Annotated in this window: 23 protein-coding genes; 5 read left to right on the forward strand and 18 right to left on the reverse strand. The window is 59.5% G+C overall.

The annotated features are described in order from the left end of the window. The 4 genes from NCHOL11_RS16910 to NCHOL11_RS16925 form a co-directional block, all read right to left on the reverse strand. Positions 1–802, reverse strand: an 802-nt coding sequence (locus NCHOL11_RS16910; protein WP_141397911.1) for an NAD(P)-binding protein, incomplete at its 3' end; no start/stop codon positions are given. 101 nt (positions 803–903) lie between these two features. Then, entirely contained in the window at positions 904–1,299 is a 396-nt protein-coding gene (locus NCHOL11_RS16915; RefSeq protein ID WP_097093766.1) for a VOC family protein, read from the reverse strand. Between the two features lie 197 nt (positions 1,300–1,496). Beyond that, positions 1,497–2,558 (reverse strand): hypothetical protein, encoded by a 1,062-nt coding sequence (locus NCHOL11_RS16920; protein ID WP_097093767.1) that lies wholly within the window; start codon positions 2,556–2,558, stop codon positions 1,497–1,499. 163 nt (positions 2,559–2,721) lie between these two features. Continuing rightward, a complete protein-coding gene (locus NCHOL11_RS16925; protein ID WP_255254891.1) occupies positions 2,722–5,178 on the reverse strand; it encodes a TonB-dependent receptor in 2,457 nt (818 codons plus the stop codon). Between the two features lie 551 nt (positions 5,179–5,729). On the opposite strand from NCHOL11_RS16925, the gene NCHOL11_RS16930 reads away from it, so the two are divergent. After that, a complete protein-coding gene (locus NCHOL11_RS16930) occupies positions 5,730–6,803 on the forward strand; it encodes an MBL fold metallo-hydrolase (RefSeq protein WP_097093769.1) in 1,074 nt (357 codons plus the stop codon). A gap of 104 nt (positions 6,804–6,907) precedes the next feature. Here the strand turns inward: NCHOL11_RS16930 and NCHOL11_RS16935 are convergent, their stop codons facing one another. Genes NCHOL11_RS16935 through NCHOL11_RS16955 form a run of 5 tightly spaced genes read right to left on the reverse strand, consistent with a single transcriptional unit; the run spans position 6,908 to position 11,006 of the window. After that, complete coding sequence (locus NCHOL11_RS16935) at positions 6,908–7,633, reverse strand: dienelactone hydrolase family protein (protein WP_097093770.1); 726 nt, start codon at positions 7,631–7,633, stop codon at positions 6,908–6,910. A 45-nt stretch (positions 7,634–7,678) separates the two neighbouring features. Next, positions 7,679–8,458, reverse strand: coding sequence for a sugar phosphate isomerase/epimerase family protein (locus tag NCHOL11_RS16940; protein ID WP_097093771.1), 780 nt, complete (start codon positions 8,456–8,458; stop codon positions 7,679–7,681). A 51-nt stretch (positions 8,459–8,509) separates the two neighbouring features. Further along, complete coding sequence (locus NCHOL11_RS16945; protein WP_097093772.1) at positions 8,510–9,295, reverse strand: SDR family NAD(P)-dependent oxidoreductase; 786 nt, start codon at positions 9,293–9,295, stop codon at positions 8,510–8,512. A gap of 53 nt (positions 9,296–9,348) precedes the next feature. Beyond that, positions 9,349–10,203 (reverse strand): SDR family NAD(P)-dependent oxidoreductase, encoded by an 855-nt coding sequence (locus NCHOL11_RS16950; RefSeq protein ID WP_097093796.1) that lies wholly within the window; start codon positions 10,201–10,203, stop codon positions 9,349–9,351. Between the two features lie 11 nt (positions 10,204–10,214). Beyond that, positions 10,215–11,006 (reverse strand): sugar phosphate isomerase/epimerase family protein, encoded by a 792-nt coding sequence (locus NCHOL11_RS16955; protein WP_097093773.1) that lies wholly within the window; start codon positions 11,004–11,006, stop codon positions 10,215–10,217. Positions 11,007–11,065: 59 nt separating this feature from the next. Between NCHOL11_RS16955 and NCHOL11_RS16960 the strand changes: the two genes are divergently transcribed. Further along, positions 11,066–12,256 carry a hypothetical protein gene (locus NCHOL11_RS16960; RefSeq protein WP_255254892.1) on the forward strand — a complete coding sequence of 397 codons (1,191 nt, stop codon included), beginning with the start codon at positions 11,066–11,068 and terminating at the stop codon, positions 12,254–12,256. A 52-nt stretch (positions 12,257–12,308) separates the two neighbouring features. On the opposite strand, the gene NCHOL11_RS16965 is transcribed toward NCHOL11_RS16960, so the two are convergent. From NCHOL11_RS16965 to NCHOL11_RS16980, 4 genes are all read right to left on the reverse strand, one after another. Beyond that, positions 12,309–13,037 carry a TetR/AcrR family transcriptional regulator gene (locus NCHOL11_RS16965; protein WP_141397906.1) on the reverse strand — a complete coding sequence of 243 codons (729 nt, stop codon included), beginning with the start codon at positions 13,035–13,037 and terminating at the stop codon, positions 12,309–12,311. Between the two features lie 450 nt (positions 13,038–13,487). Then, positions 13,488–13,889 carry a type II toxin-antitoxin system VapC family toxin gene (locus NCHOL11_RS16970; protein ID WP_097093775.1) on the reverse strand — a complete coding sequence of 134 codons (402 nt, stop codon included), beginning with the start codon at positions 13,887–13,889 and terminating at the stop codon, positions 13,488–13,490. Positions 13,890–13,891: 2 nt separating this feature from the next. Beyond that, a complete protein-coding gene (locus tag NCHOL11_RS16975) occupies positions 13,892–14,125 on the reverse strand; it encodes an antitoxin (protein WP_097093776.1) in 234 nt (77 codons plus the stop codon). A gap of 131 nt (positions 14,126–14,256) precedes the next feature. Next, complete coding sequence (locus NCHOL11_RS16980) at positions 14,257–15,498, reverse strand: site-specific integrase (protein WP_441339510.1); 1,242 nt, start codon at positions 15,496–15,498, stop codon at positions 14,257–14,259. A 217-nt stretch (positions 15,499–15,715) separates the two neighbouring features. On the opposite strand from NCHOL11_RS16980, the gene NCHOL11_RS16985 reads away from it, so the two are divergent. Then, complete coding sequence (locus NCHOL11_RS16985; protein WP_097093777.1) at positions 15,716–16,720, forward strand: hypothetical protein; 1,005 nt, start codon at positions 15,716–15,718, stop codon at positions 16,718–16,720. Between the two features lie 1,658 nt (positions 16,721–18,378). Here the strand turns inward: NCHOL11_RS16985 and NCHOL11_RS16990 are convergent. From NCHOL11_RS16990 to NCHOL11_RS17010, 5 genes are all read right to left on the reverse strand, one after another. Beyond that, on the reverse strand, positions 18,379–19,722 hold the full coding sequence (locus NCHOL11_RS16990; protein WP_097093778.1) for a replication initiator protein A: 1,344 nt from the start codon (positions 19,720–19,722) through the stop codon (positions 18,379–18,381). A 109-nt stretch (positions 19,723–19,831) separates the two neighbouring features. Beyond that, on the reverse strand, positions 19,832–20,839 hold the full coding sequence (locus NCHOL11_RS16995; RefSeq protein WP_097093779.1) for a ParB/RepB/Spo0J family partition protein: 1,008 nt from the start codon (positions 20,837–20,839) through the stop codon (positions 19,832–19,834). Then, the gene (locus NCHOL11_RS17000; protein WP_217991118.1) at positions 20,836–22,035 is read right to left on the reverse strand and encodes an AAA family ATPase; all 1,200 of its coding nucleotides are present in this window, start codon (positions 22,033–22,035) and stop codon (positions 20,836–20,838) included. The genes NCHOL11_RS16995 and NCHOL11_RS17000 overlap by 4 nt, the downstream gene beginning before the upstream one ends. Positions 22,036–22,762: 727 nt before the next feature. After that, entirely contained in the window at positions 22,763–23,260 is a 498-nt protein-coding gene (locus NCHOL11_RS17005; protein WP_097093780.1) for a VOC family protein, read from the reverse strand. 109 nt (positions 23,261–23,369) lie between these two features. Continuing rightward, positions 23,370–23,918, reverse strand: coding sequence for a TetR/AcrR family transcriptional regulator (locus tag NCHOL11_RS17010; RefSeq protein WP_176502356.1), 549 nt, complete (start codon positions 23,916–23,918; stop codon positions 23,370–23,372). Positions 23,919–24,112: 194 nt separating this feature from the next. On the opposite strand from NCHOL11_RS17010, the gene NCHOL11_RS17015 reads away from it, so the two are divergent. Together NCHOL11_RS17015 and NCHOL11_RS17020 are read left to right on the forward strand one after the other, a co-directional pair. After that, entirely contained in the window at positions 24,113–25,195 is a 1,083-nt protein-coding gene (locus NCHOL11_RS17015) for a zinc-dependent alcohol dehydrogenase (RefSeq protein ID WP_255254893.1), read from the forward strand. A 50-nt stretch (positions 25,196–25,245) separates the two neighbouring features. Continuing rightward, on the forward strand, positions 25,246–26,517 hold the full coding sequence (locus NCHOL11_RS17020) for a sulfotransferase family protein (RefSeq protein WP_097093783.1): 1,272 nt from the start codon (positions 25,246–25,248) through the stop codon (positions 26,515–26,517). The last annotated feature ends 72 nt before the right edge of the window (positions 26,518–26,589 follow it).

The raw sequence follows: 26,589 nt of genomic DNA on the forward strand, positions 1-26,589 counted from the left end.
TGCCATCCTTGCCGCGCACCGTCACATTCCAGACGGCTTCGGCATCGTCATAGCGCAGGGCGACCACTTCGGTGTTGAAGCGGATGTTGCGGCGCAGGTCGTATTTGTCGGCGACGTGCAGCAGATATTTCTGCATGTCCACGCCCTTGGGATGATAGTGCGTCCATTCCGGCGTGATTTCGAAGGAGTAGGAATAGAAGTGGCTCGGCGTGTCGACGCCGACGCCGGGATAGCGGTTTTCATACCATGTACCGCCGACCTCGGGATTCTTCTCGATGACGATATGCTCGTAGCCAGCCTCTTCCAGCTTCAGCGAGGCCGCGAGGCCCGTCATGCCCGCGCCGATGACCAGCACCTTGAAGCCTGCCTGCGGCGGCGTGCGGCCTTCGATTTCCTTGCGGGGCTTGGGCAGCTTGAAACCGATCTGGTCGAAGAGCAGCGGCAGGAATTCGTCGGCGACTTCCTCACCCACGCCGACGCTCATCATCCGCTGCATCAGCTGTTCGGAAGGATCATCTTCCCGCGCGGCGCCCGGCGTCGTCAGGACATGCAGCAGCTTCGATCGCAATTCCTGGGCATATTCGTCCGGTATCTCGGTCCCGGGAACCGCGAATGGCGGCTTGATGTAGTTACCGAAGATGTCCAGCATCACCGCATCGTGCGTGAGATGCACATAGACCATCAGCAACGTGTGGATATTCGCGCTATCCAGCGCTTCCCGCAGCTCATCGCTGTCAGGCAGCGGCAAGCTGCGGTCGTGCCAATCTCTCGCTATTACCGCGGTTTCTGCATGTTCGACCATCTTTAGAACCTCTCCGACTCAAGATGTGACGAGTATCTTCGACGCCAAACCGAAGCCGAGACGCACGCTCTTCGTTTCTAGCGACAGCGCTGCCATCAGTATCACAGCGCCTGGAGCACCTCGATTATGTGTCCGTCGAGATCGGTCGCATAAGCCAGCTTGAGCCGATGCTCTGACATTTCCACGACAGGCACGGTGATGCGTCCGCCAGCCTCGATGAACGCCGCCACAATCGCCTCAACGTCACTTACCATGAAACCGATCACTGTTTCACCAGGCGCGGGCATGGGCTTGTTGGGATAACGGATCAGGTTCAGTTGCGGGCTGCCTGGGCCGCCATTCGGTACGACGAGAACCACTTCCTCCAATTGTCCCGGACCCTCGCCCCACTCGATATAAGTCAGCCGCGAAAGGCCAAGCGTCTGAATGTAGAACCGTTCAGCCGCGGCGAGATCGGCGACGACGAGTTTGGTGAAGGCAAAGCTTTGGGCTGTCATGAACTAACCTTGTTCTTATGAGAAAGACGGGCTTCGGGCAGCGGTTGAAACAATTATCGCCCGGTACTTATCGCTTTACGGTGCCCAATCGTCGAGCATGTTGAACCGGGCGACGCCCTTGCGGCGAGGCATCATGACTTCAGGCCGCAGGTATGGCCAGTTGCCAAACCAAGACAGTTTTCATGCCAAGTCGCTCATCAGGCGACCAATCGCGGCGCGACCGGATCTTCTGGCACATTTTTTGGCTTGCCGATGTCATACACGCGGCTGAGTAGATTGATGAAGTTAGTATCGCGCACCGGATCCGTCGGCATGTCGAAAATTTCGCCACGAGCACGCAGATCGCTCACAAATATGTCGAATGCCATGTCGACAGTGATGTCGTCGCTGTGGTCACGCGCCAACTTCAGTTCAGCAAGGTCGCTGTAGACCGTCGCTCCCCAGTGCAACAGCAGGCGGAACTCATTGGCCGGAATCTTTGCCACCACCTTGTCATCGGTCATGATCCGCCAGCCATCGGACGTCTCGGGGTCGGCCGATATTTTCGAGTGGATGGCCAGACCTGCTGGCCGACGTTGGTCGACCGGACCGCAACCTTGCGCCGTGTGGAACATCATCTCGTTTTCAACGACGACACCGCGGCCCCACATGGGAGCCTCTAGGCAGACAGGATCTTCACGTGGACCATTGGGCCAATAGTGGAACCCACCGCCGATCTCGCCCTGATAATACCATGCAATGACCTGTGCCTTCTTGGCCTGCCAGCGACGGAAAAGTCCAGATTTCGCCATGGTGTTCAGCAGCCAAGTAGGCGCATTGTGGGCATAAAGACCACGGAACTGCGTTCCGTCAACATGCGGGGCCCCGCCGGAACCAGCAGGACCTTGCATGTTGCACATCAGCTGGTCGCACTCCACATAAGGAGTGTTCCAATATCCTCGAACGAGATTTAGAAACTTCGGATTATAAAAGCAGTCATCCAGTTCAGGAAAATAGTTCACGCCATCACGAGCAAAATATCCGCGAAACACCGGGTTCATAAACATGTCCCAAGTGGGCTTGAATCCCTCAACCGGTGCACCAGTGGTAGTGGCAATGACTTCTTCCGGCGAAGAGAAATATTGTGCTAGAATTAGATCCCATGGGCCTTCACGACGAGCGACGCCGAGCATACGCCGGTGCTGATCTTCCGTGTAGAGGTCGTCAACAATGACCGGGGGGGCGACCGGCAGAAATGTTGAAGCAATATCTTTTGGCATGGGCGGTCCTCTCTCAATTTTTAGCGCACCTGCTGCACTTAGGCGACATTTCCGAATCTGATTTCCGCATATAGCTTACCACGACTGCCCGTCCCCATTGCCAACGGGGACAGACGCCACAAGCCTGACCCGGCGAAGGCAACGCTCCGCCAGGTCCGCGATTTCACTTCCCTCCAAAGCGGTAGCGCAGCTTCACCCCATACATGCGAGGCTCGCCGTAGAGGCTGGAGAAGATGCCCAAGCCGTTATAGCTGTTGGAGTTGCCGACCCTATACAGCTTGTTCGTGGCGTTGTTTACGAACACCCCGACATCGACGCCACTTTCCGCGACATTCCGCCAGTCGAGCGAGGCGTTGAGCAAACCATAGGCCTCGAGCACCGAGCCCGGTTCGAACGACGGATCACCCGCCGGCGCCGTGGCCTGCGGCGCGAAGTGCGAATAAGTGACCATGAAATTCAGGTCGCCCATGTGCGGAGCAATCGGAATTTCTGCATTGGCGCGGATGTTGTATATCCATGGAGTGACGAACTGGAAGGGCATGCAACGCGCATCGACCGCCCCACCCGGTCCAACTCGAGCAAAACCCCCGCCGGGTACGCAGGTGAAGTCGCCGAACAGGGAGGTGTAGTTGAACTCCTTGTAATCAGCGTCGGTATGGCTGACCGTGCCGCCGATCTCCAGCCCGGGGAATGGCCGGAAGGAAGCTTCAGCTTCGAAACCCTGGATCGTCGCCTTCGCAGCCAAAATCTTGGCGCCCCCGGCGAAGGTGGTTGGGTTGAAGTCCGTACCGGGACGTTGAATGTTGCTGTAGTCGGAATAATAATAGGTGACGTTCAACCGGCCCGGCACCGAACCGAGCCGCCAGTCGGATTTGAAGCCCACTTCGTAGCTGGTCAGTTTTTCCGGCTGGAAGGTTTGGAACTGTTCGTTGACAGCGGTAGTATTGAAGCCGCCCGCTTTGTATCCGCGCGTCACCTTGCCGTAAAGCATTAGGTTGCGCACCGGCCGATAATCCAGGCCAGCTGTCCAAGTCGGTGCGCTGGTCTTGAGCGTTGCGTCATATTCGCAATCTTCGAGCGTGGGCTGGGCCGGTCCGCCAATCCCACAACGGAAGGTGCCATCTGCCAACGGAGTGCCTGATCCGCTAAAGCCCTTTGTCGTATCCCAAGTGTAACGGTAGCCAGCTGTCAAGCGTAAGCTTTCGAGCGCTTCGGAGAAAGCGCCGAAATCCAGGGTGGCTTGCGAATACAAGGCCTTCGATCGGTTGGTTACGCCGATGCGAACGCGGCTGCCAGGGCACAAAATGGAATTTCCGGTATTCTGCGGCGCGCAGAACTGCACCGCCGCCGCACGCCATATACCGGCCGGCTTCGTATTGATGTAGAAGCCACCGGCTGTGAAGTTGAGGTGCCCATCCAGCATTTTGCCCTGAAGTTGCAGCTCTTCCGTGAACTGCTCCGGATAATCGCGGGGACCGCCAGCATTCACCGCATTGGTGTAGCCGGTGGGCGCAATGCCGAATTCGTCTGACAGACCAGGAACAGGGAAGCTGGGGAAATTCGCGCTCTGGCTGTTCTGATAAGCCTGCAGCGGCGTTCCGTCCTGATCGACTGCGTAGTCCGACTTCAACTTCTGATAACTGACGATGTTGCGCAGCGTCAGTTCGTCATTCAGCTCCAAATCGGTCGTGTTGATCGCGCCCCAAGTGTCGATCTTGGCATAGCCATCGACGTCCTGGCGGTTAGCGCGCGGGCCGATCTGATTGGCGATCGCCGTTTGACGGCGATAGACATCGCATGATGCGGGATTGGGTGCGCGAACAGCGTCGTTGCAGGGAGCGGCAACAGACGGCAAGCGGAATCCGCGATTGATGTAGCCAGCGCCGTTCGTATTTGACCGGGAGCCGTACACCATCAGATAGTTTGTAATCGATTCAGTCGGGGTCATCAAAATACCAAGACGCCCCGTGTACCAGTGCTGGTCGTCGCGCCACTTGTCCCAGACAAGATCATGCGTGAAACCGCGGCGATCGTAATAGGCGCCAGCGACACGGATCGCGAGCTTGTCCTCGATGATCGGCACGTTGAGCGCGCCTTCGAAGCTGCGCAGATTGTAGTTGCCGAAGCTGCCCTGGACATAGCCTTCGAAGCGCTCTGTCGGGCGCTGTGGCGTGAAGAGCACTGCGCCACCTGTGGTATTGCGGCCGAACAGGGTGCCTTGAGGGCCGGACAGCACCTGCACGTTGGCAAGGTCGACGAACAGACCCGGGCCACCCTGGAGGCTGAGGCTGATCGAGGCGATGAGCGGCACTTCGCTCAAATAGCTTGCGACGGACGGAAGAGCGAGAAAGCCGGTGGATTGTCCGCGAATGGAATAACTCTGCACATCGCGGCTCCCCTGCCCCTGGGTGCCGACGACGAGGGACGGAACGTTACCGTAAAGATCCTGCGGCTCGCTGATATTCAGTTTATCCAGGGTCTCGGCCGAAAAGGCGCTGATCACGATCGGCACGTCTTGCGCTCGTTCAGAGCGGCGTTGCGCCGTGACCACGATGTCCCCGAGCACGCCATTCGGAAGCGATGCCTGTTCAGTAGCGGATGCCGCCGCGTCCTGCGCCATGGCTGGCGTAACGAATGCCGCTGACGCGATGCTTGCAAGCAAAGCGACACGATATTGTCTAGTCATGAAAAGCCTCTCCCTATGATGAGCGCCCCTTTTATCGGGACTGATTTTTGGCCGGTTGGCATCTTTTTGACTTCGTTCGGTCTTGGCTGACCCAAAACACACGCCACACATCGAACGCCGTTGTCTAAGCGCCACATTGTCCACAGGAAGATGAGCCAATCGATGCCATCGAGGAAGGCACAATTTATGAATACCAGCATAACAGAAACTGCAACCCTGCTTTTCGCCACTTGCACAGCTATCATGAACCCGTAGAAGGCGACGGGTTCGACTTTTCGTTACTTGGCTTGCGGCAAGGAAAAAGATAGACAGCTAGAAATCTCGAGCTGCCAGACGCTCGCTTCGGTGAGTTATTTGATCTTTCCTGTTCGATTTATTGCCAAGACTGCTTTGGCAACGATGAAATCGTCATTTGGATCAGTTCGTTGAGGGCTAAACAGGAGGCAGGAGCCCCTGTGATAATCTTTATAGGAGATGGGAAAATAATGCGTATGTTTGCCATTGGCTTGGCCGCACTCACGACAATGAGCGCAGGAGCACATGCCGCTGAACCGAAATCTCATCATGTTCAAAAGATCGCTAAAGACATCTACCTATTCGAGCCGACTGAAGCACATATCAATAGCAATACGTTGGTGATCGTTAATCAAGATGACGTGTTGATCGTTGATAGTCACAATGATCCGCGAAGCGCCAAGCAGCTTGTAGCAGATATCAAGACGGTCACGTCGAAGCCGATCCGCTATGTCATCAACACACATTTCCACTTCGATCATGTCGGCGGCAACGAAGTGTTCGGTGACGCAGAGATTATTGGAAGCGTCTTCACTCATCATCAACTGAGTCACGATTCCCTCAAAGGCCGTACCGCGCAGACAATCCTCGGCCCGAACGGCTTGATACAGCAGTGGACCGATGGCCTGAAGAAATCGATTGCGGCCGAATCTGACCCAACTAAAAAAGCAAAGTGGCAGAAATCTTTAGCAGAGATCACCGCGTCCAACCGGAGCGTGGCGGAAGAGGTCGAGACGCCTCCGACGATAGCGGTCAAGGACAAGCTGACCCTTTATCGTGCAGGCCGCGAAATTCAGGTGATCTTTCCGGGAAGGGCCCATACTGCCGGTGATCTGCTCATTTTCTTGCCCAAGGAAGGCATTGTCGCCACGGGAGACTTCTTCGAGAATCTAAAGACTTGCTGCGGCTTCTGGGGGGACGCTTATCCTGCTGAGTATGTCCAATCCCTCCAAGTGCTCAAGGAGCTTGACTTCGAAACGGTGGTCGCCGGTCATGGTCCTACCATCTCAGGTGATGCAGCCAAGTTAAAGATTACTGCTTATCAGATGTACTTGCTCGATCTCTATGAACAGGTCGCGTCTTTCAAGAGACAAGGCCTTTCCGCACTTGAGGCGTCAAGAAAGCTCGACATGTCGAAACACAAGGTCAGTTTTCCTGACACCCCGGGCCCGGCAGAGTTTCGCGGTGAGAAGCCGGACGAGGCTGTGGTGAGGATTTACGAGCTCCTCGACGGGAAGGATTATCACGCTGCGGCGCCATATTGAACCGCGCCAGTTAAATTGGGGGCGGTGAGGAGCCGCCCCGCCTTTTCAAATCAACAAACCACTCTGATCCAAATGCTGCTGCTGCGAGTGCCTTCCTGCCAGCGTCAGCCAAGGGTTTCAGCGAACAGCGCCATCATCGCAGCCCAGGATCCCCTGTCCGCAGCCGCATCGTAGCGCGCGAAATCAGGCATGCCCATATCGGCCGCCGCCGGGTTGGTGAAGCTGTGCACGACGTCGCCGTAGAGGTGCATCGACCAGTCCGCGCCGCCATCGCGCATCTCCGTCTCGAACGCAGCTCTTTGCTCCGGCGGTATTGCCGGATCGTCGGCGCCGATACATACCAGCACCTTCGCCTTGATGTTCGCCGCGTCCTGCGGCGCGACGGTGGCAAGGCCGCTGTGAAAGCCGATGATCGCGCGGACCGGCGCGCCCGAACGTCCGAGCTCGAGAGCCATCGTGCCGCCGAAGCAATAGCCGGTCGCGGCGATGCGCGCCGCATCCACCCGCTCATGCGCAGATAGCGCCTCCAACGCGCCGCGCGCGCGATCGCGCGTCCGCTCCGGTCGCTCGCTGAGCGCCTTTATCAAAGCCATGATTTCCGACATGTCCTCGCACAGGCGCGCGCCGCCATGGAGGTCGCAGACCAGCGCTGCATATCCAGCTTCCGCCAACCTGCGCGCGCGGTCATGGACGTTCGGTCCAGGACCAAGCGCCTCTGGATATAACAGCACGCCCGCCCGCTGGCCGTCAGCGGCATCATCGATATAGAGCGTCGCCTCCATATCGATTTCGTCGCCGCGATAGTGAAGTGTTTCGGTTTTGATCGTCATGCACTGCTCCTGTCGTGCCGGCCGCAATTCAGCCCGGGCAAATAATCACGCCATCAGCGCGCGCGTCGCTTCAACCATGGTCCGCGCCCGTTCCAGCGGCGTCATGCCGGTGGGCGCACGAAACGGCGCCTCGACCGCCAAAAGCGCACTTGAAGGCACAAGCGGAATGAAGCTGGCGATGTCGAACTCGCCCTGGCCAGGAGGCAGCCTCGCAACCGTCGCCTCGGCCCGAAGGTCAGAGGGCGCTTCGCGGGGACCATCGTTGATCTGGACATGGAAAATGCGGTCTTGCGGCAAGGTGGCGAGGTCCGCCCAGCTGCCGCCGGTCCGGATGATGTGCAGCGTGTCGATCGTGAGGCCGATCTCCTGCCCCACCGTGTCAGCCATCGCCAGCGCATCCGCAGGCGTGCGCACGGTGGACAGGGTGAATCCCTCGATCGCCATCCTGGCCCCTGCGGTCCGCGCAATCTCCGCCAGGCGGCCGAAGGATGCCCGTAGCCGCTCCGATTCCTCATCGAAGCACAGGGCGTTCACCGTGCCGTTTAATTCCGCAGCCAGCGCAGCCGATCGTTCCAACAAGTCCCAGTCCGTATGCGGCTCCAGCATGAAAGGCTCGACAATACCGACCGCAAGCCCGGTATCGCGCAGTGCCGCCAACACTTCGGCTTTTGCCGCCTTGTCGGTCGTAAGGTCACGGTAGGGGCCAAGCGGCGTCGGCGTCACGAACAGGCTGACCGCATCGCAGCCCAGTTCTGCGGCCACTTCAATCAGTTCGAGCGCGGTGACGTCATAAAGCGACAGGTGGTCAAGGCACAGCGACCGCATTGTTACTCTCCTAAAGAATGGGTTATCCTGATCTCGGTATAGTGGCCATGGTCAACGCATGGTCAGTCCGCCATCCACGGAAATCATCTGCCCGTTGATCCATTCGCCGTCGGCTGACGACAACATGGCGACCATCGCCGCGATATCCTCGCTTTTGCCCAGCCGCGATGCGGGCGTCTTGCGCCGCATATCCTCGGCCATGGCTTCCGGCAGGGTTTTCAGCACCGCGGGCGTCATGATGTAGCCGGGAAGGATCGCGTTGGCGCGTATTCCCTCTGGTCCCCACCGATTGGCGACATGGCGGACCAGCGCGCCGATCCCCGCCTTCGCCATGGCATAATAGGGCCGGTCGACGTCGCCCATGGTCGCGGCGGCCGATGAACTGTAGATCATCGCCCCGCCACCACGCGCGAGCAGCCGTGGCAAGGCATGTCGGGTTGCGCGCGCCATGCCTTTCAAGTTGACATCGATCGTCCGTTCCAGCACCGCCTCGCTCGCCTCGATGGCGTTCGTGTCATCGAAGATGATGCTTTGGTCGGCGAAGTTGGCGTGGAAAATGTCGACGCCGCCAAATGCCTGTTCCGCCTGCGCCACAAGCGCGGCGAAGGAAGCATCGTCTGCTGCATCGAAAGTCGCGCCAACCGCCTTGCCGCCCGCCGCGAGAGCCTGTTCGACCACCGCCGCGATCCCTTCCGCTTCACCGGGAGGAGCGGCGACAACCACGGACGCTCCTTCGGATGCCAGCCGTAACGCCGTGACCGCGCCGATCCCCCGGCTGGCGCCAGCCACAATGGCCACTTTGTCCCTCAGACGTCGGCAGATGGTGTTTTCTGACATGCTCACTCCCTAAATGAGCGGTGGCTGTGCTGCGTCTTACTGCAACCCCGGTCTCAGGCTTCGAGAAGCTGGCGGGCGCTCTCGTGCAGGCTGGGCGGAGCCTGATCGCGCAGGAACGCGATCCGCCCTTCGATCAGCGCTTCGGTCATTTCCGGCTGGGTCGACACCCAGAACTTGTTTTGCGCGACCTGCTCCAGAATGACCTGTGAAGCGGCGGCGAGGTCCATCCCGCCGGCCTTCATGATGTCGTGCATTATCTGGCGGTGGCGCGCCGTGCTGGTCGGCTCGTCCTTGCCCGCGTCCGCATCGAAGATGCTGGTCTTGACCTGCCCAGGGATGATCGAACTGACGTGGATCGGCAGCTTGGCCAGTTCCATTTCCAGGTACAAGCATTCGCTGAATGACTGCACTGCATGCTTGGTCACCATATAGGCGGTTTGGACCGGCATGATGCCGAACGACCCGATCGACGCCAGATTCGCGACCCACGCTTCCTGCCCGGCCTTGATCATGTGCGGCACGAAGGCGCGCACGCCGTGGATCACGCCATGGATGTTGATGTTGAGCGTCGCTTCCCAGCGTTCCACCGGGATCTCCCAGGCGTAACCGATCGTCTCTATGCCTGCATTGTTGACGAGCAGCCGGACGCTTCCATATTTCTCGAAAACCTCATTGGCCAGCCGATCAAGCTCGGCGGGTTTCGACACATCCACGGTCATCGCATCTGCCTTGCCGCCCGCGCCGCGAATTTCCTCGGCAACCTGTTCGGCGCGCTCAGCCGAAATGTCGGTCACGACGACCGTCATCCCCACTTCGCCCGCCCGGCGGGCAATCCCGGAGCCGATTCCCGCACCGGCGCCCGTGATAACGGCTACGCCGCCGGAGAATTTTTCCTGCTCAATAGTCATTTCCTGCTCCTTCAATTCAATTCTGTGGCGAAGAGACGCGCGGTGCTCTCGAGAAGGATGCGGCCGCGTTCCAGCGGCGACAATCCAGCAGGCGCGCGGAACGGCGCTTCGATGGCTATTCGCGCGGTCGGCGGAAGGACGGCCAGCAAACCGGCGAGATCGAATTCACCCTGGCCTGGGGGCAATCGCCCATGGACCGCTTCGTCAAACCTGTCTTCGGGCGCTACGATGGGTCCGTCATTCAATTGGACATGGGCGATCATCTCGGGTGGCAGGGCGGCGACGTCGGCCCAACCGCAGCCTGAGCGCATGACGTGAAGCGCATCGAATGTCAGCCGGACGTTGCCTCCCGCGGCCCGCGCTGCGGTCAGCGCGTCGGCGGGCGTGCGCAAGGTGGACAAGGTGAAGGATTCCACGGTGACCGGAATATTCGCCGAAGCTGCCATCACGGCGAGCCGCCCGATCGAGTCATGCAGGCGCGACACTTCCGGGTCGAACCCGATGCAGTTGACGCCTCCCCCCAATTCAGCGGCTAAGGCGACCGTTCGCTCGAGCAGCGGCCAATCGGGATCTTCGCGCAACAGGCATGGCTCAATGATGCCGACGGCGAGCCTGCTGGCTTGGATAGCGTCGATGAGTTCGCGACGGGCGGCGTGATCCGTCGTCAGGTCCAACGCCGGTCCCATCGACACCGGGCTGATATAAAGTCCGACGCCAGCGCATCCCAGTTCTGCGGCGACTCGCACAAATTCGCTCGCCGTCAGATCCACCAGGGAAAGATGATCGAGATAAAGCCGCACCATTCACATCCCTACCACGCCCGACATTATCCATCCCGTCGAGCCGCGGCTCCCGGGAGCGTTTGGCGGGACCGTATCAAGGGGTAAGACGCGCCTCAAGCCAATTATCGAAATTATTACGAAAATCGTTGGCCTTGACCTGCACGGCTGTTATGATCGCCGGAAAGTTTACGGAGAGTAGCATGCCTGACCAGACGCCGACCGTGATTCGCCCGGTTGCAGAACCTCGTATCGTCGATGCAGTTTATAACCACGACCAGCACGATCGCATCGTGCGTCTCGTCCGCGAGAAGGGTCCGTGGGAAATGATTCTGGCGCAGCATTTTTCCTCTGCCGAGGAAGTGGTGGCGACGTTGGCGGGTGCCCTTCCTGAAGGTGTCACGCCCACCTTCGACATGTTCCTGACTCCCAACTTCCGCGGCACTCTCGCCAAATATGGCTCCTGCCTGTATCCGGAGATCGAGGACTGTTTCCTCAATCAAAAGTTCCTGGACATGGTGCGTGGCTACTGGAAGGCGGACTATGCCAGCCCGGACAACATGCTCTTCAACATCAACGGCGCTTGCCAGAGCCATGATCCCGCGCACGTCGACGGCACGACCTTCAGGGGCATCAATCTGCGCAACACGCCCCTTTACATGCTCAATACGATGGGCAAGTCAGGCCTTTTCCAAAAGTGGCAGTCTAAGCGGGCGCAAATCGTCACGTGGTTCTACAAGGGCACGATCGGCGGCGGCTTCACCTATTGGCCCAACGGGCAGTTCGCCGAACCGGCGCGCGTCGCGGCCCCGATGTGGAATCGCGGCGGCGTCGTCGAGAATGAGATGATGTTCCATCGCGCTGAAGCCAATGGTCCGATCGACCAGCGCATGCCGAAGGGATTGGCGCTTGAATCGCTGTTTGGCGCCGATCCCGATGTTGCGGACGGATGGCAGATCACCACCGGCGGCGAGGTAATTCAAAAGGTGCCCGCGCAGGAGATGCGCCTGATGCTGCATTGGGCGGCGGAAATCTTCATGGACTATGCTGAACTGAAGATGGTCATGGAACATACCGACGACCTGACGCACGATCAGGTGTTCGATACGTTCATCAAGGATTTGCGCGCACGCGGCCACAGCTTCGAGGTTCCGTCAGATCCCATCCACGATCAGGGCTTCATCCAGCTGCTCACGAACGTCTATGATACCGGATCGCCGCGCATCTATCCGGCCGAGGCGCCCGGTCCGCATCAACAGCAGCTCGCTGCCTGAACGAAGGCGAAGGCCGGTCCGTGTCGGCCTTCGCATCGCAGGCTCGCCGCAATCAGCCGGGCGGATCCTGCGCCAGCGCGTGCATCACTGCCTGCCTGTCGAACTCCTCGCCTCTATTCAGCGCGACGGACTCCAGCAGCTGGGCGAAGGTGTGCGCCCATACTGGTCGCCGATCGCTAAAGCTTGCCTGTTCCGACCGCAACAAGGGAAGCGCCGTTTCGTCCCGCGCAGCAAAGGCGCGCGCCGCAGCCTTCCCGAAATCCGTGCCGGCTGCTTCAAACGAGCGGAGGTGCCATACACTCACCGCGCCACCAATCACGATCTCTCCCATCTGGCGTTGAAGAAGAAGTGCTTCCCGAGGGTGGAAACCGCGCTTGGTCATCCCTTCCAGCCACGCTTCGGCACGATCAAGCTCCACCTCTGGTCCCATCCCGCCCGTCAAATATTGTGAGACCAACTGTCCTGGGCCAGTGAGCAATTCGAAGAGCGTAACCGCATGGCTGGCAGCATAGAGCGTCCAATGCTGTCCGCAGTCGCCTGGGAAATCATGTTGCTGCGCCGCACGGGCAGCAGCAAGGCGGACCAGCTCCTCCCTATTAGCGACATAGCCATAGAGAACCGTGATGGTTACGCCAAGCCGGTCTGCGACGGCTCCCATCGTCAACCCATCAAGGCCCAGCGCAAGACCTGCGTCGAGCACCTGATCGATGCTTAATCGGCGGGGCCGACCAACTCTCCGTGTCTTCGCGCCATTTGATGATCCCTCGGAATCTTGTTTCATAAGCGATGAATGACAGCAGCTACGCGCGCCATCAAGGCGGTCTGACCAGATGCAGCGGGAAGCGGGCCAGTTTCTTACGGCATCCAGATACTGGCTGGATGAGGCATAAGCACACGAGGGTCGTAATACGATCGGGCAGGTTGTCGCGGTATCGAACAGAATACCCTTGCTAGCATCCTTTGCTCGATGAGATGCCTGATCGGCCCTTAATCGCAGTCAGCCGCTGTAGGGGCTTTCGGAAACCAGGCATATTCAATAATGGTCAATACGGGCCATCATGCCGCCTTTCAATTCACCAGGACAATGGGATATGGCAGCAATCAAGGCCAGGAATGGCAGCTATTGCTATTGCGTGCTCTGAAGCGGACCGAGCAAAAAGTCCCAGCTTTACCGATTCTGGCCTGCCGCTCTATCGGGGCTGAGGCACTAAAATCGCGTCACTTCAGGCGCTTATCTTTCGCGAAGCCAATTCTCCACCCTGAGGCCCGGAACACGGTTGAATTCACGGATATTGTCCGTCACCAGCGTGGCATCGAGCGCGAGCGCATGCGCCGCGATGAACATGTCGTTCGCCCCGATTGGGGTGCCGTTGCGCTCAAGCGCTGCGCGCAACGCGCCGTAGTGGCGGTCTGCGTTATCAGCCAGCGGCAGCACGGGAAGACGTTGGAGGATGCCCTCAAGCTGCGTGGTCAGCCGCTCGGAACCGCGCCGTTCAGCGCCAAAGCGCAATTCGCTGGCAACGATAATGCTCGTGGCGACGGCATCAGCCGGTAGCGCTGTGATCCGCGCACCGATTACACCTTGGGGATGCCGGACCAGGTTCGACAAGATATTGGTGTCGAGAAGATACATGATCAGAAATCGACATCGTCCGCGGGGAGATCGTCGATCGGGCCAAAATCCTCCTCGATCGGCTGCAGGGTTGCGAGATAGGCAGCCAGCGACAGGACGGCCGCGGGTTCGATGATCAACCGCTGCCCTTCCTTGCGGATGATCGCGTCCTCGCCCGGCAGTTCAAACTCGCGCGGAATGCGGACCGCCTGGCTGCGGCCATTTTTGAACAATTTGACGTGGCGCTCGGCGTTCATGGTATCTCCTTGGCCTATGACAATAGCATAGGCCACTTCGGAAGGCGAGCCAGTGAGCGTTCCAGTCAGCGACCGCCCTCCTCGTCGGCACGGTGGCATCGGCTTAGTGGAGATGGCTGGCAACCCATCGTCTATGCCCCCAGTTTTCGCATCAACCGCCCCGCCGCTCCCTGTTCGGCCGCCAAATTGCGGTTATACGCCAGTGGCATACGGGCGCTTTTCCAGCGCAGCGCATCCATGATGCCGGCGAGATCCTCGCCACTGACGAACAGATCCTGGTTGAGCCCCACCCGCGTCGAGTGGGCGCTGACCCCTTGGAGCAGCCGCGCCAGATCATCCGCAGTGAGGTCCGGAAATGCTCCTCGATCAAACGCGCGCTGGATCATTGCGCGGTAGAGCGGCCCGATCGAGCCGGCGTGCAGGGCCGCCGCCCCAACATCATAGACAATGCGCGCCGGCTGCGCCGGCCTGCCCGGCAGTCGGGTCAGCACCAGCTTGCCGTTCGCGTCAATCCGCCCCACCGGCTCGCCCGGCACCGCCGGGCGTTCCTTCAACTTCCGCACCTGCACCCGGCGGAACAGCGGGCCGTCTTCAATGCCTGCCGCCTCCAGCCAGGCGCGAATCGCGCGCATGCTCCGCGGGCTCAGGAACGCGGTGGCCCCCTCCCCTTCGACATCGCCCTTGGTGCGTGGGACAAGCAGCAGTCCCGCTTCGGGATCGGTCGCCTCCAGGATGTGCCCCCATTCGATCGCGACCAGTTCGGACGCGCGCAGCCCGGTGTCATAGGCGGTGGAGAGCAAGGCGCGGTCACGCAGTTCGGGGAGCGTGTCGCCCCCGCTGTCGAGCAGCGCGCGGATGTTCAAGCCCCGCGGCGCGTCGGACACGACATCGCGGACCGGCCCCTTGAAGCGCAGCGGCCGCGCCTGGCGCTGCGCGATCCCCTTCTCGCGCCGGATCGCGCGCAAGCGCAGTTTGACCAACGGCGCTTGGGTCGGGTCCTTGAGGTCGAGCAGCTGGTGCAGCTTGGCGATCGACGCGCGATAGCGCGCGAGCGAGGCGGGCCGCGCGCCCAGCCCTGCCCGCGCCTCGCAATAATCGGCCACCGTCTCGGGCGTTGCGGGCAGCGCGATCCGGCCGGTGCGCCGGCACCAGAGATCGAAAGCTTCAAGATCGGACTTCAGCGCGCGGATGCTGTGCGGCGAGGACGCCGCCTGAAAAGCGGCGATCAGATCCTCGTTGAGGGTGATGCGCTCACCGGCGCGCATCAGCAGCACCGCTTGCGCAAGATCGCTCGGCTCTTTCTCCACAGGCAGGTCGATCGCCGCCGCCAGGCCGCTTGGCTGCCCTCCCTCGTCCGCTTCTTCGTCCACGATGCGCGCCGCTCCTCGGCCGCGCTTCTAGCGGGTCAGGGAGTCGTCCGTCAAATCGGTTTCTGTGATAACTGCACTTATCACATGTTCATAGAGATAACTACCCTTCGCCGCTTTCTTTAGGATGCTTCGAGTTGAATAACAGGTTGCCGAAGGTAGATAATATCGACATTCTGTGTAATTCATAGAGGAGAGCAATTCTCCTTTTTGGGGCACTCAGATGGCTATGACTTCCTCCCCTCCCCTGCCCGATCTTGTCGCTTATGCCGCAGCCCAGGCGGCGCTGGTCCGTATCGAGGAGCGGCTGCGGCTAAGCCCGGTGCGCCGGCCCTGGCGCGCGCGCATGGCGTGGACCGAGCGTCAGGCGCTGGCGGCGATCGATGCCTGCGACCTGGCCGCAGACGCGCTCCGCGTCGATAGCCGCGGCCGCGTGCAGACCAGCGCCTATGACCTCACCCACTGGAAAGCCGCGATCGGCGCGCCGGTCACCCTCGCCACGCTGCGCGGTGACCCTGCCGGGCTGCTCGCCTGGCTTGCCGGTGATGCTCCGTTGGTGCGCGATCGGGAGGATGGGCTGGCGGCGATCGCCCGCTGGCAAGCGGCGTGCGCAGCGCTCCCCCCTGCCCCGCCTTTGCTCCACGCGGCACGCATCGCGGCATTGTGGCGACAGAATGCGCCGCTGGGGAAGGGCGACGTCGTCGCCAGCCTGCTGATCGGCGACCGCTGGGGTCCGGGGCGCTGGACAGGGTCGATCGGCGGGCTGACCGCGCTCGGGCTGCAGCACGGCGGGGCCTCATGGAAGGTGGCGCGCGGCGCCGCGCTCGATCGGCTCTGGCTAGCCGCGATCCGCGCCGGTGCCGAAGCGCATTGCGAGACCGAGATACGGCTGCGTGGCTATGCCCAGCGCGCGGCGGGTGTTCTGGCGCGGCGGCGGCGCTTGGGCCGGTTGAAGGAGGTGATCCTGTTTGCGATGGCGCGGCCGGCGGTGACCAGCGCCGCGGTCGCGCGGCAGCTGGATCTAACCTCGGCCGGGGCGATCAAGCTGCTGACCCTTGCCGTCGATGAAGGTCTGCTGGTTGAGCGCAGCGGACAGGCGAGCTATCGCTCTTATGCGATTCCGGTGAGCGCCCCCTCCCCTGCCCCCGCCGGATCGCGCAGCGGCCCGTTCGATGGCGATATTTGGACGGACGAGGGCGAAAATGCGAGCTTCTCAGAGCCTGCGTGAGAGGGAAAATGGTCCGCGGACAGGGTTCGGTATCGGGCAACCGCGATGACGCTCTACGGGCTTCTGAGAGCAGTTTAGGAGCATTTCACGCTTTGTTCACCTAGAGTGGTGCTCGGCAGCCATGATTGCGTCGTTTCCCGACAGATCTAAGGGCGTGACTTCGGACTTTGCTGATCCATGCCCCTTCGCCCCGAGTGGGCGATCGGCCAGGCGAGCCGCGGAGATACAATGAATTGTGCAACAGAGCATTTCAGTCGTGCTCATTGGCATGTGCTACCAAACGTCAACGACGAGTTGTCGATACTCCCCGCCTTCAGTGCATTAACGACGAGCCCTTTCAGCAGCCCCTCAACCGAGCACGCGAGAGGACAATTAGTGTCACTCGACCCGTGTGGGCACCGCGGCGGGCCTGAAGCAGAGGAGATTGTGCGCGAAGACTATGCGCGCTTTAGATGGTTCCCTCGCCTCCGACAGCTGTCCCCTTGGAGTTTCGTGGAGATGAACTCTTCGCATGGTCACTCAGAGAGTGGCTGCGCCTGCCGGTGGTCTAGCCTTAAATGGAGTACTTTCCTCTCTCTTCCCTAAAACGAAAATTTCACAATCCGCCGCAGGCGTAGGCGTTAATGTGTTATACCTTAAAGTTAGAAGGTTAACGACGCGTGCGGCGCTGAGAAACGATGGAAAACCGGCGATTCGTGAACTGTGGATAGAATCTAATAACACGCTGATCCAAGTCTGATAGCACGCTGCTGAGATTCTAAAAACACGACGCCTCATGTCTGATAGCACGTTCGTCTTTTTGGGCGGTGGATAATTGCAGGTGGGTCAGCCTTTCGACGCCTATTCGGATAGGACGGTTAGTGTTTCGATTTGCTTTTCAGCGATCGAGCCCAAACCAAAATTTCGTATCGGCCGGGTTGATCAAATTTGAGCGTGTTATCGGGAATGTGGTCCGCGCATGTCGTCGTGGTATTGGGAATGCGGCTTCGGCCGCCCTACCCTTACAAGGACTGCTAAGACCATGTTGCTCTCGTCCTCTTCATCCCAGACACCACTGCCGACGAACAGCGCCGCAGAGGTGGCGACGTTTTCCTGAAGCCGACGTGTTTTAGGAATCATCTGAGCTGCCCGCTCGTCGTTAAAGCTACGTGAGGACCGAGCCCGAATTTGATCTAATTGTTGCGATAACCGCTGCCAAATGTCGATTCCTGAAAACACGATGGCAGGATGGACGCAGCTCGTCTTAGCGAAAGATCATCAAGATGCATGAGGATGAGGCTGACCAGTTCCTTGCCTCATGATTGGAAGATTCCGAAGCAACATTACCAATGATCGAGTTTCAGTGCGACGGGAGGCAGAGGCCCAGCTGGCCGTACATTCCTCGAGGTAGATGCCTAAAAAAATCGAACTTTACCTCGGCGTAGACTTATCGGCACTCTTGCTACGACTGGTGAGCGTTGCTGCGTTTCACTCCGGCATCTTCGTTCAATGAAGGGAGCAATGAAACGCCATACCAGTCTTTGAAGGGGCCAAGGCTTATATGTCGCGGGCAGACTCCGGTTTACGTGGCGCCACAGCGTACAGCGGGCAACACGTTTTGGATCTTCGCCGCGACCGCGATTTTCAAGAGGCGCCGCCCGCTTGATAGCTCTCGAGCCTCAGAAACCCGGAAGATTATATTTGTTGCGCTCGTGATGCTTCTTCATGAACCCATAAAAGCGTTTCGAATAATTTCTCGGCATTTCGCCAGGATTACTATTTAGGAACGCATCAAATTGCTTGATCAGGACGTCCAAGTCCCAACCGGGGCATTCAGCTTTGATCGCCGTATAGGTTTCGGGATCAAGAACCTCATGAGCCCGCCCACCGCGGCGTTTCGGTGTCGATGCAGCGGCTGCGGCGTAGCTCAGATCATGCGGGTCGCTACTGGGCTGGGGCTCGACAACCTTAAAGCCAGAAATCACGCGCTGAACCAGCTTGCGCGTTAGGCTTGGATCAACGATTTCCTGAGCCACAACTTCTGCTGGCTGCTTAGGTGTCTGGTTGACGGGGGCAGGGGACCTAGTGCTCGTTGGCGAGCGAGCAGGGGAGGGGAGGCGACTCCGGTTGCGGGGCGCGAGTTCCTGATGGCCCTCCAAATAGCGACGCATTACCATCTTGAGTTTGGGGCGCGGCGTTTCGGCGCCGATTACTTCCAGACTGATCTCAGGCAGAGTGTTGGCACGCGCGAGTTCGAGAATCTTGTTCTTGAATGAGGGAAGGGAGCTTTCACTGCCACTCTTTTGATGCAACGTTTCAAAGCCGATTGTAAATCCTTCGGCACCGTTCCCGCCGGCGTGTTTGCGGCTGGCCCGGTATAGCCATTTCCCCAAACCGCTTGTGATTTCGAAATAGAGAGGGGAGATAGCGAGAACGTTTCGCCTATCCATGACCCCGTCGAAGAACCACTTCGATAATGTGATCTCCATCCCCAGCGATCGCTGTGTCCGTTCGTCGACTAGATGAGTGTAACTATCAATCCATGAGAACGTTGTCTCGCGGGTTTTGGAATTGGCTCGAATGTTAGTTTTAATCGTCGTCGCCTGAAGGCGATCGAGAGCACCGATCAGCCGCTCATAGGCTCGACCGCTGACTCCCCAGCAGATCCGTTTTAGAAGGTCGCCGGGCTGGAGTCGGATCGTAGGCGAGAGATCATTTTCGCCCCGCTCGCGCAGCTCGTTCAAGTGAGACGCGAGATAGATCATTATGTCAGCGTCCCAAATGGTAGCCATCCCGTATTCTGGGTTGGCAGAGACATGGACTGTAACCTGCTTATCCGGACTCACATATTCGATTGGCTTCAGGCGCTTCTTCTTCGACAGGCTGAAGAAGGGGCGCTGCATCGTCTCCTGGTAATCTCGCAAAGAAATATCGCTGAAATCGGGGAGCGTGAAAAACATTTCAAACTGGACGCGGCGTCCGCCGACCATGGTAGGCGATGTCTCCATATTTGGGTTCGTCATGCCATGTCCCACGCGCGGGACAAAGGCGCTAAGTTATTGAAATTACGAGCATAATCGAGGTTTTTCAGAGTGGCGAGACTACTGAATTCCCAGGCGGATACGACCGTCATTACCGACCAGACCTCTTCAAAATTTTAGCCCTCTCGATTAGGGGCCTCAGTGCCTCAAGGATGTCGTCCGGAGATAGATCCGTGGGATTGATTGTGATCGTGAGCCCTCGGGCCCTATCGCGGTCGACCTGACCGATCGTCGATCCTTTCGCCTCTATCGAGGTCTTCTGTACCCGGCCGGTGCGGCTCGTCGTCGCCTTAACGAGACGGGCCACGACATCGGCGCCGCTGATCGGTTCCTCATCGCCGGATTGCCGAAAGCTCTGCTCGGCGGCAATCTCCTTCGCGGCTGCTTCCATCTTCTCACGGAGCGCTGAATTGCGAATGGCGGGAAGGAGCTTGTCGCCATGGCGAACCTGCAGGTCCATCGGCGAACTGAACGCACTGACGATCGATTGGGGGATCTCGGTGAGGCCAATATAACGAGACAACATCGACTTGGAGAGCTTCACGCGATCTGCGAGGCGGGCTTGGACGCCATCGTAATAAGCTTCAACGGCCGCCTTGTAATTCATACCCCGCTCGAGATCGGAGATGTCCTCGCGCTCGCGATTTTCGATGTCAGCAAGCCTGAAGGCGGCTTCATCGTCGAGATCCTCGATGATCGCCACCAACTCGATGTCAGGATAATGGTTGGCATTTAGCCAGGAAATCGCCCAGTGGCGCCGCGTACCTATGACCAGCTCATATTCGAGAGCAGCGTTCTTCGTGCGACGAACGACGACGGGGATTCGGTTGCCATTCTCCGCCTGAATTGAATCAATTAGGCTCCGAACACGATCTTCGGTGAGCAGCGCATAGTCGCGCGCATTTCCCGGCCAGATCGAACACTCCGAAGGCTTTAGCCGAATCGTCGGACGCTTCACCATTCGAGCAGCTTCTGTGAAGCCCTCAAGCCGGCGCGCAGTGAACGTGCGCGCCGCTCCGCTTTGTGTTACTTCGACCTCGGGTGCGCGCTCGGGCGCTGGCGCCGCAAGTGCTTCACCGATCAGAGAACGCCGGCTCATGCTGCGACACTCGCGACGGTGTCATTGGCGCGCTTCGAAATGCTTTGAGACGGCCACTGCTCGCGAATTTGTTGAAGAACCTCGTTGAACACGGAATCGAGATTGTCACGGCACCGCTGATAGGTCGCATGTGCAGCGGACGGCTTGCTCTCGTAAATCGAGCGGAATGCCTGAGTGGCGTTCTTGATCTCCTCGGAGGCCAAGATGGGTTGGCTCAAGAGGAAGTTCGCGTAGGTCGCCTGCATCATCTTCCACATATCGGCCTCGCCGGGCTTACTTGGTGTGTAAGTCGAGCAAACCACCCGAATAAAGCCGTAATCAACAGGTGTACCATTCTCTTCAAGAATCTCGATGTTGTCTGCAATCGTATCCATAAAATGGATTGTCGACAAATAATCGAGCTGTCGCGCTGGAACAGGGACTAGGAGACCGGTTGCGGCGGCCATCACATTCAAGCCCAAAAAGCCCATAGCCGGCGGTGGATCGAGTACGATAACATCGAAGTCTCTGATGATGCTTTGGATGCCGATGCGCAGTCGTTGCAACCCCTCACGGACAGCCTGACCGCCTTCACGCAACGTAGCGGTTAGGTCCCACTCGGCATCTTGAAGCCCCAAGCTGGATGGAACGATCTTGATCGTCGGCCATGCGGTCGCATGGATGGCTTGGCGGAAGTCATCAAAGGTGCTTCGCGGTGACAAAAAGTTACCTAGGGTCTTCTCCTCATCGAAGAGAGTCTCCGGCTGAATGTCGAACATTGTGGTAGTCGAAGCTTGCGGGTCGCAGTCGATGACGAGAACGCTGTATCCATGGAGCGCCAGATAATCCGCAAAATGCTTCGTGATCGTGCTTTTACCTACGCCGCCTTTGAAGTTCTGCACAGCGACCACTACGGCGTCTTCATCTGCAGCCTTGCCGGGATGGATGTGCAGCGTTTCACGAATGGTAGTCAGATCTTCGAGCGTATAATAGCGACGTCCATTGCCAAGCTGCTTTGGAGGAGCGAGCCTTCCTTCCTTCTCAGCCTTTGCAAGCGCCTCGGGCGTGCGTCCGACCAGTTCCGCTGCTGCGGTCGGTCCGAAGGTGAGGTCCAGAACCTTCCGATCCTCGGGTTTGAACACGACGGACTTAACTCGATCGCGCATCATCTCGCACGAGCGAGTCATCGTCCGAAGTGTGTTTACGGTATACGACATCTTCGTGCCCCCTTTGGATCAAGCCACCTTTGACCCAGTTCGTATTCCATGCCCTAAAATAAGCTCAAAAGTCAAACCGATGCATGATCTGGCACGCGATATCCTAATCTCTACCTCCTCCGATGCAAGCTTGGGATCGAACCCCGACGCCGGCTTCACGAGCCTCAGAGCTGGGCCTCCTGAGCAGCAGACAGCCGGTGCCACCCGCATCGGCGGTCTCCGTTCGCAGGTCATGGGACGCTCCGCCAGGATACGCGATCGGCTGTACTGCCGTCGAATACGACCCAATCAATCCTCTCTCGTTGAGCAGTCCGCTGGCTGGGTAAGCGGATTAACTTGCAGGCCTCGCCCGGAGCGGCGCAACCGTGCCGTCAAAGGCTGATGTTGTGTCAGCCCCCACTCCAGCCAGCACTCTGTGACGTTCAACCGGCTGGCTTGCCCATCGTAGTCTACAGGCGAGCAGCATTCTCGGCGATAGCTCCTGGCGAAATGCATCGCGAGGCAGGGGCGCCTCCTACGACTCCAGGAGTAGAACATTGGCGTCGGCGTCCCCTGCCGCGGATAGCTATAGTGAAACCAGCGGCTTTAGTACCCGGCGCATCAGGTGCGGCCGAGGCAAAGCTTGCACGTCTGCCATGGACGCTGCCAACTTGGATGTTGCAGCGGTGATAGCCGGAGGTGTGTTGAAGATTACGGCCGCACCTGGATCATTGGCGCAGAATAGTCTTTAGCTCATCGGGCTCGTCGGGTCGCCGCCCTCTGGATATTCGAGCAGCTCGAGATAGAGATCGTCTCCGGGCTGCTCGAAATACATATATGCGATATCGGGGCTCATCCGGGCGCCCCACACCGCTGCATATCCAGCATCAATCAGCTTCTTGGACCAGTGATCGATATCATCCACCCGAAAGCGCAGATGATGCACGCCCTCACGCCCGCGCCTGATAAAATCGCCATGGGGAGTGTCGCCGTCCGACCATTCGATCAGTTCAATTTCGAGCGCGCCGATCCTGCCGAACGCGAACCTGAGCGTGGAATCCGAAGGAGGGCTGCCGCGATAGGAGGCCTGGCTCGGCCCATAGTCGGTCAGCTTGAACGGCCCGAACAGCGGGGCGTAGAGCCGCATTGCATCCTCCAGGTTCCGGACGACAAAGCCAATCTGATCCGGCGATGGCAAGCCGAGCGACGCCGTCGAGTGCTGTAGCTGTTCTAAATTGGAGCTCATGGCTCGTACGTCCTCCTGTCAACTCTCGGTTCGCGAAATGTCTGGGCACGCCTCAACACGCACTATCAGGTCGACGATAGGCCACCCCCGGACTTGCGCGGAATGTTGATCATCTCGTGTGCGCACCGCGCATGAAGATATTGACGGCCAATTCGATCTGCTGCTCCTTTTCTTCCTGTCCTGGGTCGTCGGCGCCGAGCAGCAGCGCCTCGTGAACAAATGCCAGGACCATGGCTACGAACAGCCGCGTGCGTCCGGTCTTGCCTTCCATCTCCAAGCCATTGCGACGCAGCCATTGTGCAAGCGGTTCGATCAAATGCAGCGCGTAAACGCGCCTCGCCTCCGGCATGAATTCGGCGAATTCCTGCTGGTCCTTCAGCAGCAAACGACCCATCTCTAGATGGGCGGGCTCTGATAATCGGGAAGCAAGCGCCAACGCGAAACGCGCTAGGGCCTCTTGCACATTGGCGCCGTCCTCAGGCGCGAGCACCGGAAATTCAAGCCCTCCCTGCGCCATGCACGCGCGAAAAAGATCGGCCTTGCTGGCGTGCCACAGGTAAAGCGTCCGCTTCGAGATTCCGGCGGCGAGCGCAATCTCGTCCATCTTTGCATCGCGGAAGCCCTTGGAAAGGAAATGTTTTCGCGCAACGCGCAACAAGTCAGCCTTCCGGTCAATGGGTAAGGCAGACGGGGCGGCCGGCTCTGCGATTTTACGGGTCGCGTCTGATCTCCGGCTCATCGGCATTGTCTGTCTGGCTATCCACGAGTTGGTCCGATCACGCAATGCTTGCATGGGTAAACTCGTGAGTCTACCCATAAGAACGATTCGTCGAAGCGCTGCAGGAGGATGGGATGGGGAATGGCAAGGCGGATGAGCGAGGGCAGTATGGCGCCGCCAGACCCGCGACTATGCGGCTCGCCCGTGTTCACGGCAAAGGCGACATGCGCATTGACGAGGTGCCGGTTCCAAAGATCGGTGCACGTGACGTGCTGGTCCGTATCGGAGCCACCGGCGTGTGCGGCAGCGATCTGGGCTATGTCGCGGGCGGTGGACTAGGCGGGGACGCTGAATTGTTGGAGCCGCTCGCGATCGGGCATGAATTTGCCGGTACTGTCGAACAGGTCGGCGACGAGGTGGTCGGCATTGCCCCTGGGCAGCGTTGCGCCGTGAACCCCGATCGCGGGATGATTGGGGGCGGTGGGGGAACAGGTGCTTTTGCGCCCTTCATCTTGATCCCTGATGCACGGGCCGAACAGGACATCTGTTTCATCCCGGACACGCTGCCGTTTGACAGAGCGGCCTTGGCCGAACCCCTGTCGGTCAGCCTGCACGGCATTAACATTGGCGGCGTCACTCCTGACAGCAAGGTCGTGGTGCTTGGCGCCGGACCGATCGGCTTGTGCACCGTCATCTGTCTGCGACATCGCGGCGTAGAAAACATCGTGGTCGCTGATCTGTCGGATGCGCGGTTGGAGCGCGCCCGCGCGCTCGGCGCCTCCGTCACCATCAACCCCGGACGCGAGCGGATGGTGGAGAAGATCGGGCAAGCACATGGAACTGGCGAGCGGTTCGGCATGCCGTTCGTCGGCACTGATGTGTTCATCGACGCTGCGGGATCGCCGAAGGCTCTGGAAGATGTTCTCGATGTAGCCAAATTCCGCGCGCAGATCGTCATCGTGGCGCTGCACAAGAAGCCGGTGCCGATGAATCTGTGGAAGATGATGGCCAATGAGTTCAGCGTGTCTGGATCGATCGCCGACGACCGGAAGGATGAATTTTTGGAATGCCTGGCGATGCTGGCGAGCGGATCGATCGATGTTAGCCCGCTTATCAGCCACCATTTCGACTTCGACCGGCTCGAGGAGGCGTTCGAGACCGCCGCTAACGTGGATGGCTCCGCCAAGGTCATCGTTACGTTTCCGCAGGCAGCTTGAGGGCATCGGCCCGCCGGTGCGCGCGCAGTACAGCATTGAATGGAGAGGGTATGAACAACAGCGTGGCCGCCGAGCCGCACGACATCCACATCGACGACATGGCCGATCCGGTCGTGACGCAGGCGATCGCGGCGGCGCGGCAAGGTGATCCCGATCATCCCGACCGGCTGAGCGTCGAGCAGGTCCTCGCCCGCGCCACGGCGGCAGCCGACGGGCTGACCGATTTCGGGGCGGACCAAAGCTTTCGCGAGCGCATGGCGGTCACGCTGCAGGCGTGGGACGAGGATGAAGGCCTGACAAGGGGCGGCCGCATCACGCTGCTCCAGCATATGGTGCGCGTCATGGCCAACCGGCTGCGGATAGAAGATATCGTCAAGCGCTATCCCGTAATCCTCGACATCGTTATAGACAGGCCGTTGTTCATCGCCGGGTTGCCGCGTTCGGGCACCACCCATCTCGTCAACTGGCTGGCGCGCGACGAGCGGCTGCGGTCGTTGACGCTATGGGAGTCGGAAGAGCCGGTGCCCGCCCACGTGCCAGCGCCTGGCGACGTCGACCCGCGGCAGGCGCGCAGCGCCGAACTGTGGGGCGCGTTTGAAGCGATGTTGCCGCACATGGCGGCAATGCACGGCATGGACGCAGCCTCAATCCATGAGGACAATGAACTCCTCTACATGGATCTCAACTGCTACAGCTGGGAATATCAATCGCGGATCCCGCGCTGGATCGACCATTATTTCGCGCATGATCGCACGCCCAGCTATGCCTATGAGAAGAAGGTGTTGCAGGTGCTGACCTGGCACAGGGGGCCGAACCGCTGGCTGCTGAAATCGCCGCAGCACATGGAAAATCTGGCTGCGATTAAGCAGGTGTTCCCCGATGCGACGATGGTCATCACCCACCGTGACCCGATCGCCGTCCTTCGCTCGCTAACCACCATGGTGGGCTATTGCGATCGCATTCGCCGCGACCCGGTGGACCCGCCCGCGCTCGGCCGCTTGTGGCTTGACCGTATTGAGCGACTGCTGCGCGCCTGCGTCGACCAGCGGGAGGCATGGGGTCCGGAACAGTCGGCAGACATCCTGTTCCACGAATATATGGCCGATCAGGAAAAGGTGATGCGCCAGGTCTATGCGTTGGCCGGGCTCGACCTCACGCCAGAGGTGGAGCGCCAGCTGCTGGGCTATCTCGAAGAAAATCCACGCAACAAACACGGCAAGGTCATCTACGACCTTGAAGGCACATTCGGGATCGACGAGGCCGAGGCGCGCCGCCGCTTCGCCTTCTACTACGAACGCTATCCGGTCCGGCTGGAGAATTGACCGCAATGGCATCAGTTGCAGAAGGGCGAGGATCAGCGGCTAACGCGGGAACTGCTCTCGGTCTGCTCGCTG

This window comes from Novosphingobium sp. Chol11, from assembly GCF_900218065.1.
GTDB lineage: Bacteria > Pseudomonadota > Alphaproteobacteria > Sphingomonadales > Sphingomonadaceae > Sphingobium > Sphingobium agri.

What these genes read in the sequence shown, in the direction of transcription:
- NCHOL11_RS16915 (WP_097093766.1), bottom strand. Translation starts at nt 1,299, where the DNA reads ATGACAGCCCAAAGCTTTGCCTTCACCAAACTCGTCGTCGCCGATCTC.
- NCHOL11_RS16920 (WP_097093767.1), bottom strand. Translation starts at nt 2,558, where the DNA reads ATGCCAAAAGATATTGCTTCAACATTTCTGCCGGTCGCCCCCCCGGTC.
- NCHOL11_RS16925 (WP_255254891.1), bottom strand. Translation starts at nt 5,178, where the DNA reads ATGGCGCAGGACGCGGCGGCATCCGCTACTGAACAGGCATCGCTTCCG.
- NCHOL11_RS16930 (WP_097093769.1), top strand. Translation starts at nt 5,730, where the DNA reads ATGCGTATGTTTGCCATTGGCTTGGCCGCACTCACGACAATGAGCGCA.
- NCHOL11_RS16935 (WP_097093770.1), bottom strand. Translation starts at nt 7,633, where the DNA reads ATGACGATCAAAACCGAAACACTTCACTATCGCGGCGACGAAATCGAT.
- NCHOL11_RS16940 (WP_097093771.1), bottom strand. Translation starts at nt 8,458, where the DNA reads ATGCGGTCGCTGTGCCTTGACCACCTGTCGCTTTATGACGTCACCGCG.
- NCHOL11_RS16945 (WP_097093772.1), bottom strand. Translation starts at nt 9,295, where the DNA reads ATGTCAGAAAACACCATCTGCCGACGTCTGAGGGACAAAGTGGCCATT.
- NCHOL11_RS16950 (WP_097093796.1), bottom strand. Translation starts at nt 10,203, where the DNA reads ATGACTATTGAGCAGGAAAAATTCTCCGGCGGCGTAGCCGTTATCACG.
- NCHOL11_RS16955 (WP_097093773.1), bottom strand. Translation starts at nt 11,006, where the DNA reads ATGGTGCGGCTTTATCTCGATCATCTTTCCCTGGTGGATCTGACGGCG.
- NCHOL11_RS16965 (WP_141397906.1), bottom strand. Translation starts at nt 13,037, where the DNA reads ATGAAACAAGATTCCGAGGGATCATCAAATGGCGCGAAGACACGGAGA.
- NCHOL11_RS16970 (WP_097093775.1), bottom strand. Translation starts at nt 13,889, where the DNA reads ATGTATCTTCTCGACACCAATATCTTGTCGAACCTGGTCCGGCATCCC.
- NCHOL11_RS16975 (WP_097093776.1), bottom strand. Translation starts at nt 14,125, where the DNA reads ATGAACGCCGAGCGCCACGTCAAATTGTTCAAAAATGGCCGCAGCCAG.
- NCHOL11_RS16985 (WP_097093777.1), top strand. Translation starts at nt 15,716, where the DNA reads ATGGCTATGACTTCCTCCCCTCCCCTGCCCGATCTTGTCGCTTATGCC.
- NCHOL11_RS16990 (WP_097093778.1), bottom strand. Translation starts at nt 19,722, where the DNA reads ATGACGAACCCAAATATGGAGACATCGCCTACCATGGTCGGCGGACGC.
- NCHOL11_RS16995 (WP_097093779.1), bottom strand. Translation starts at nt 20,839, where the DNA reads ATGAGCCGGCGTTCTCTGATCGGTGAAGCACTTGCGGCGCCAGCGCCC.
- NCHOL11_RS17000 (WP_217991118.1), bottom strand. Translation starts at nt 22,035, where the DNA reads ATGTCGTATACCGTAAACACACTTCGGACGATGACTCGCTCGTGCGAG.
- NCHOL11_RS17005 (WP_097093780.1), bottom strand. Translation starts at nt 23,260, where the DNA reads ATGAGCTCCAATTTAGAACAGCTACAGCACTCGACGGCGTCGCTCGGC.
- NCHOL11_RS17015 (WP_255254893.1), top strand. Translation starts at nt 24,113, where the DNA reads ATGGGGAATGGCAAGGCGGATGAGCGAGGGCAGTATGGCGCCGCCAGA.
- NCHOL11_RS17020 (WP_097093783.1), top strand. Translation starts at nt 25,246, where the DNA reads ATGAACAACAGCGTGGCCGCCGAGCCGCACGACATCCACATCGACGAC.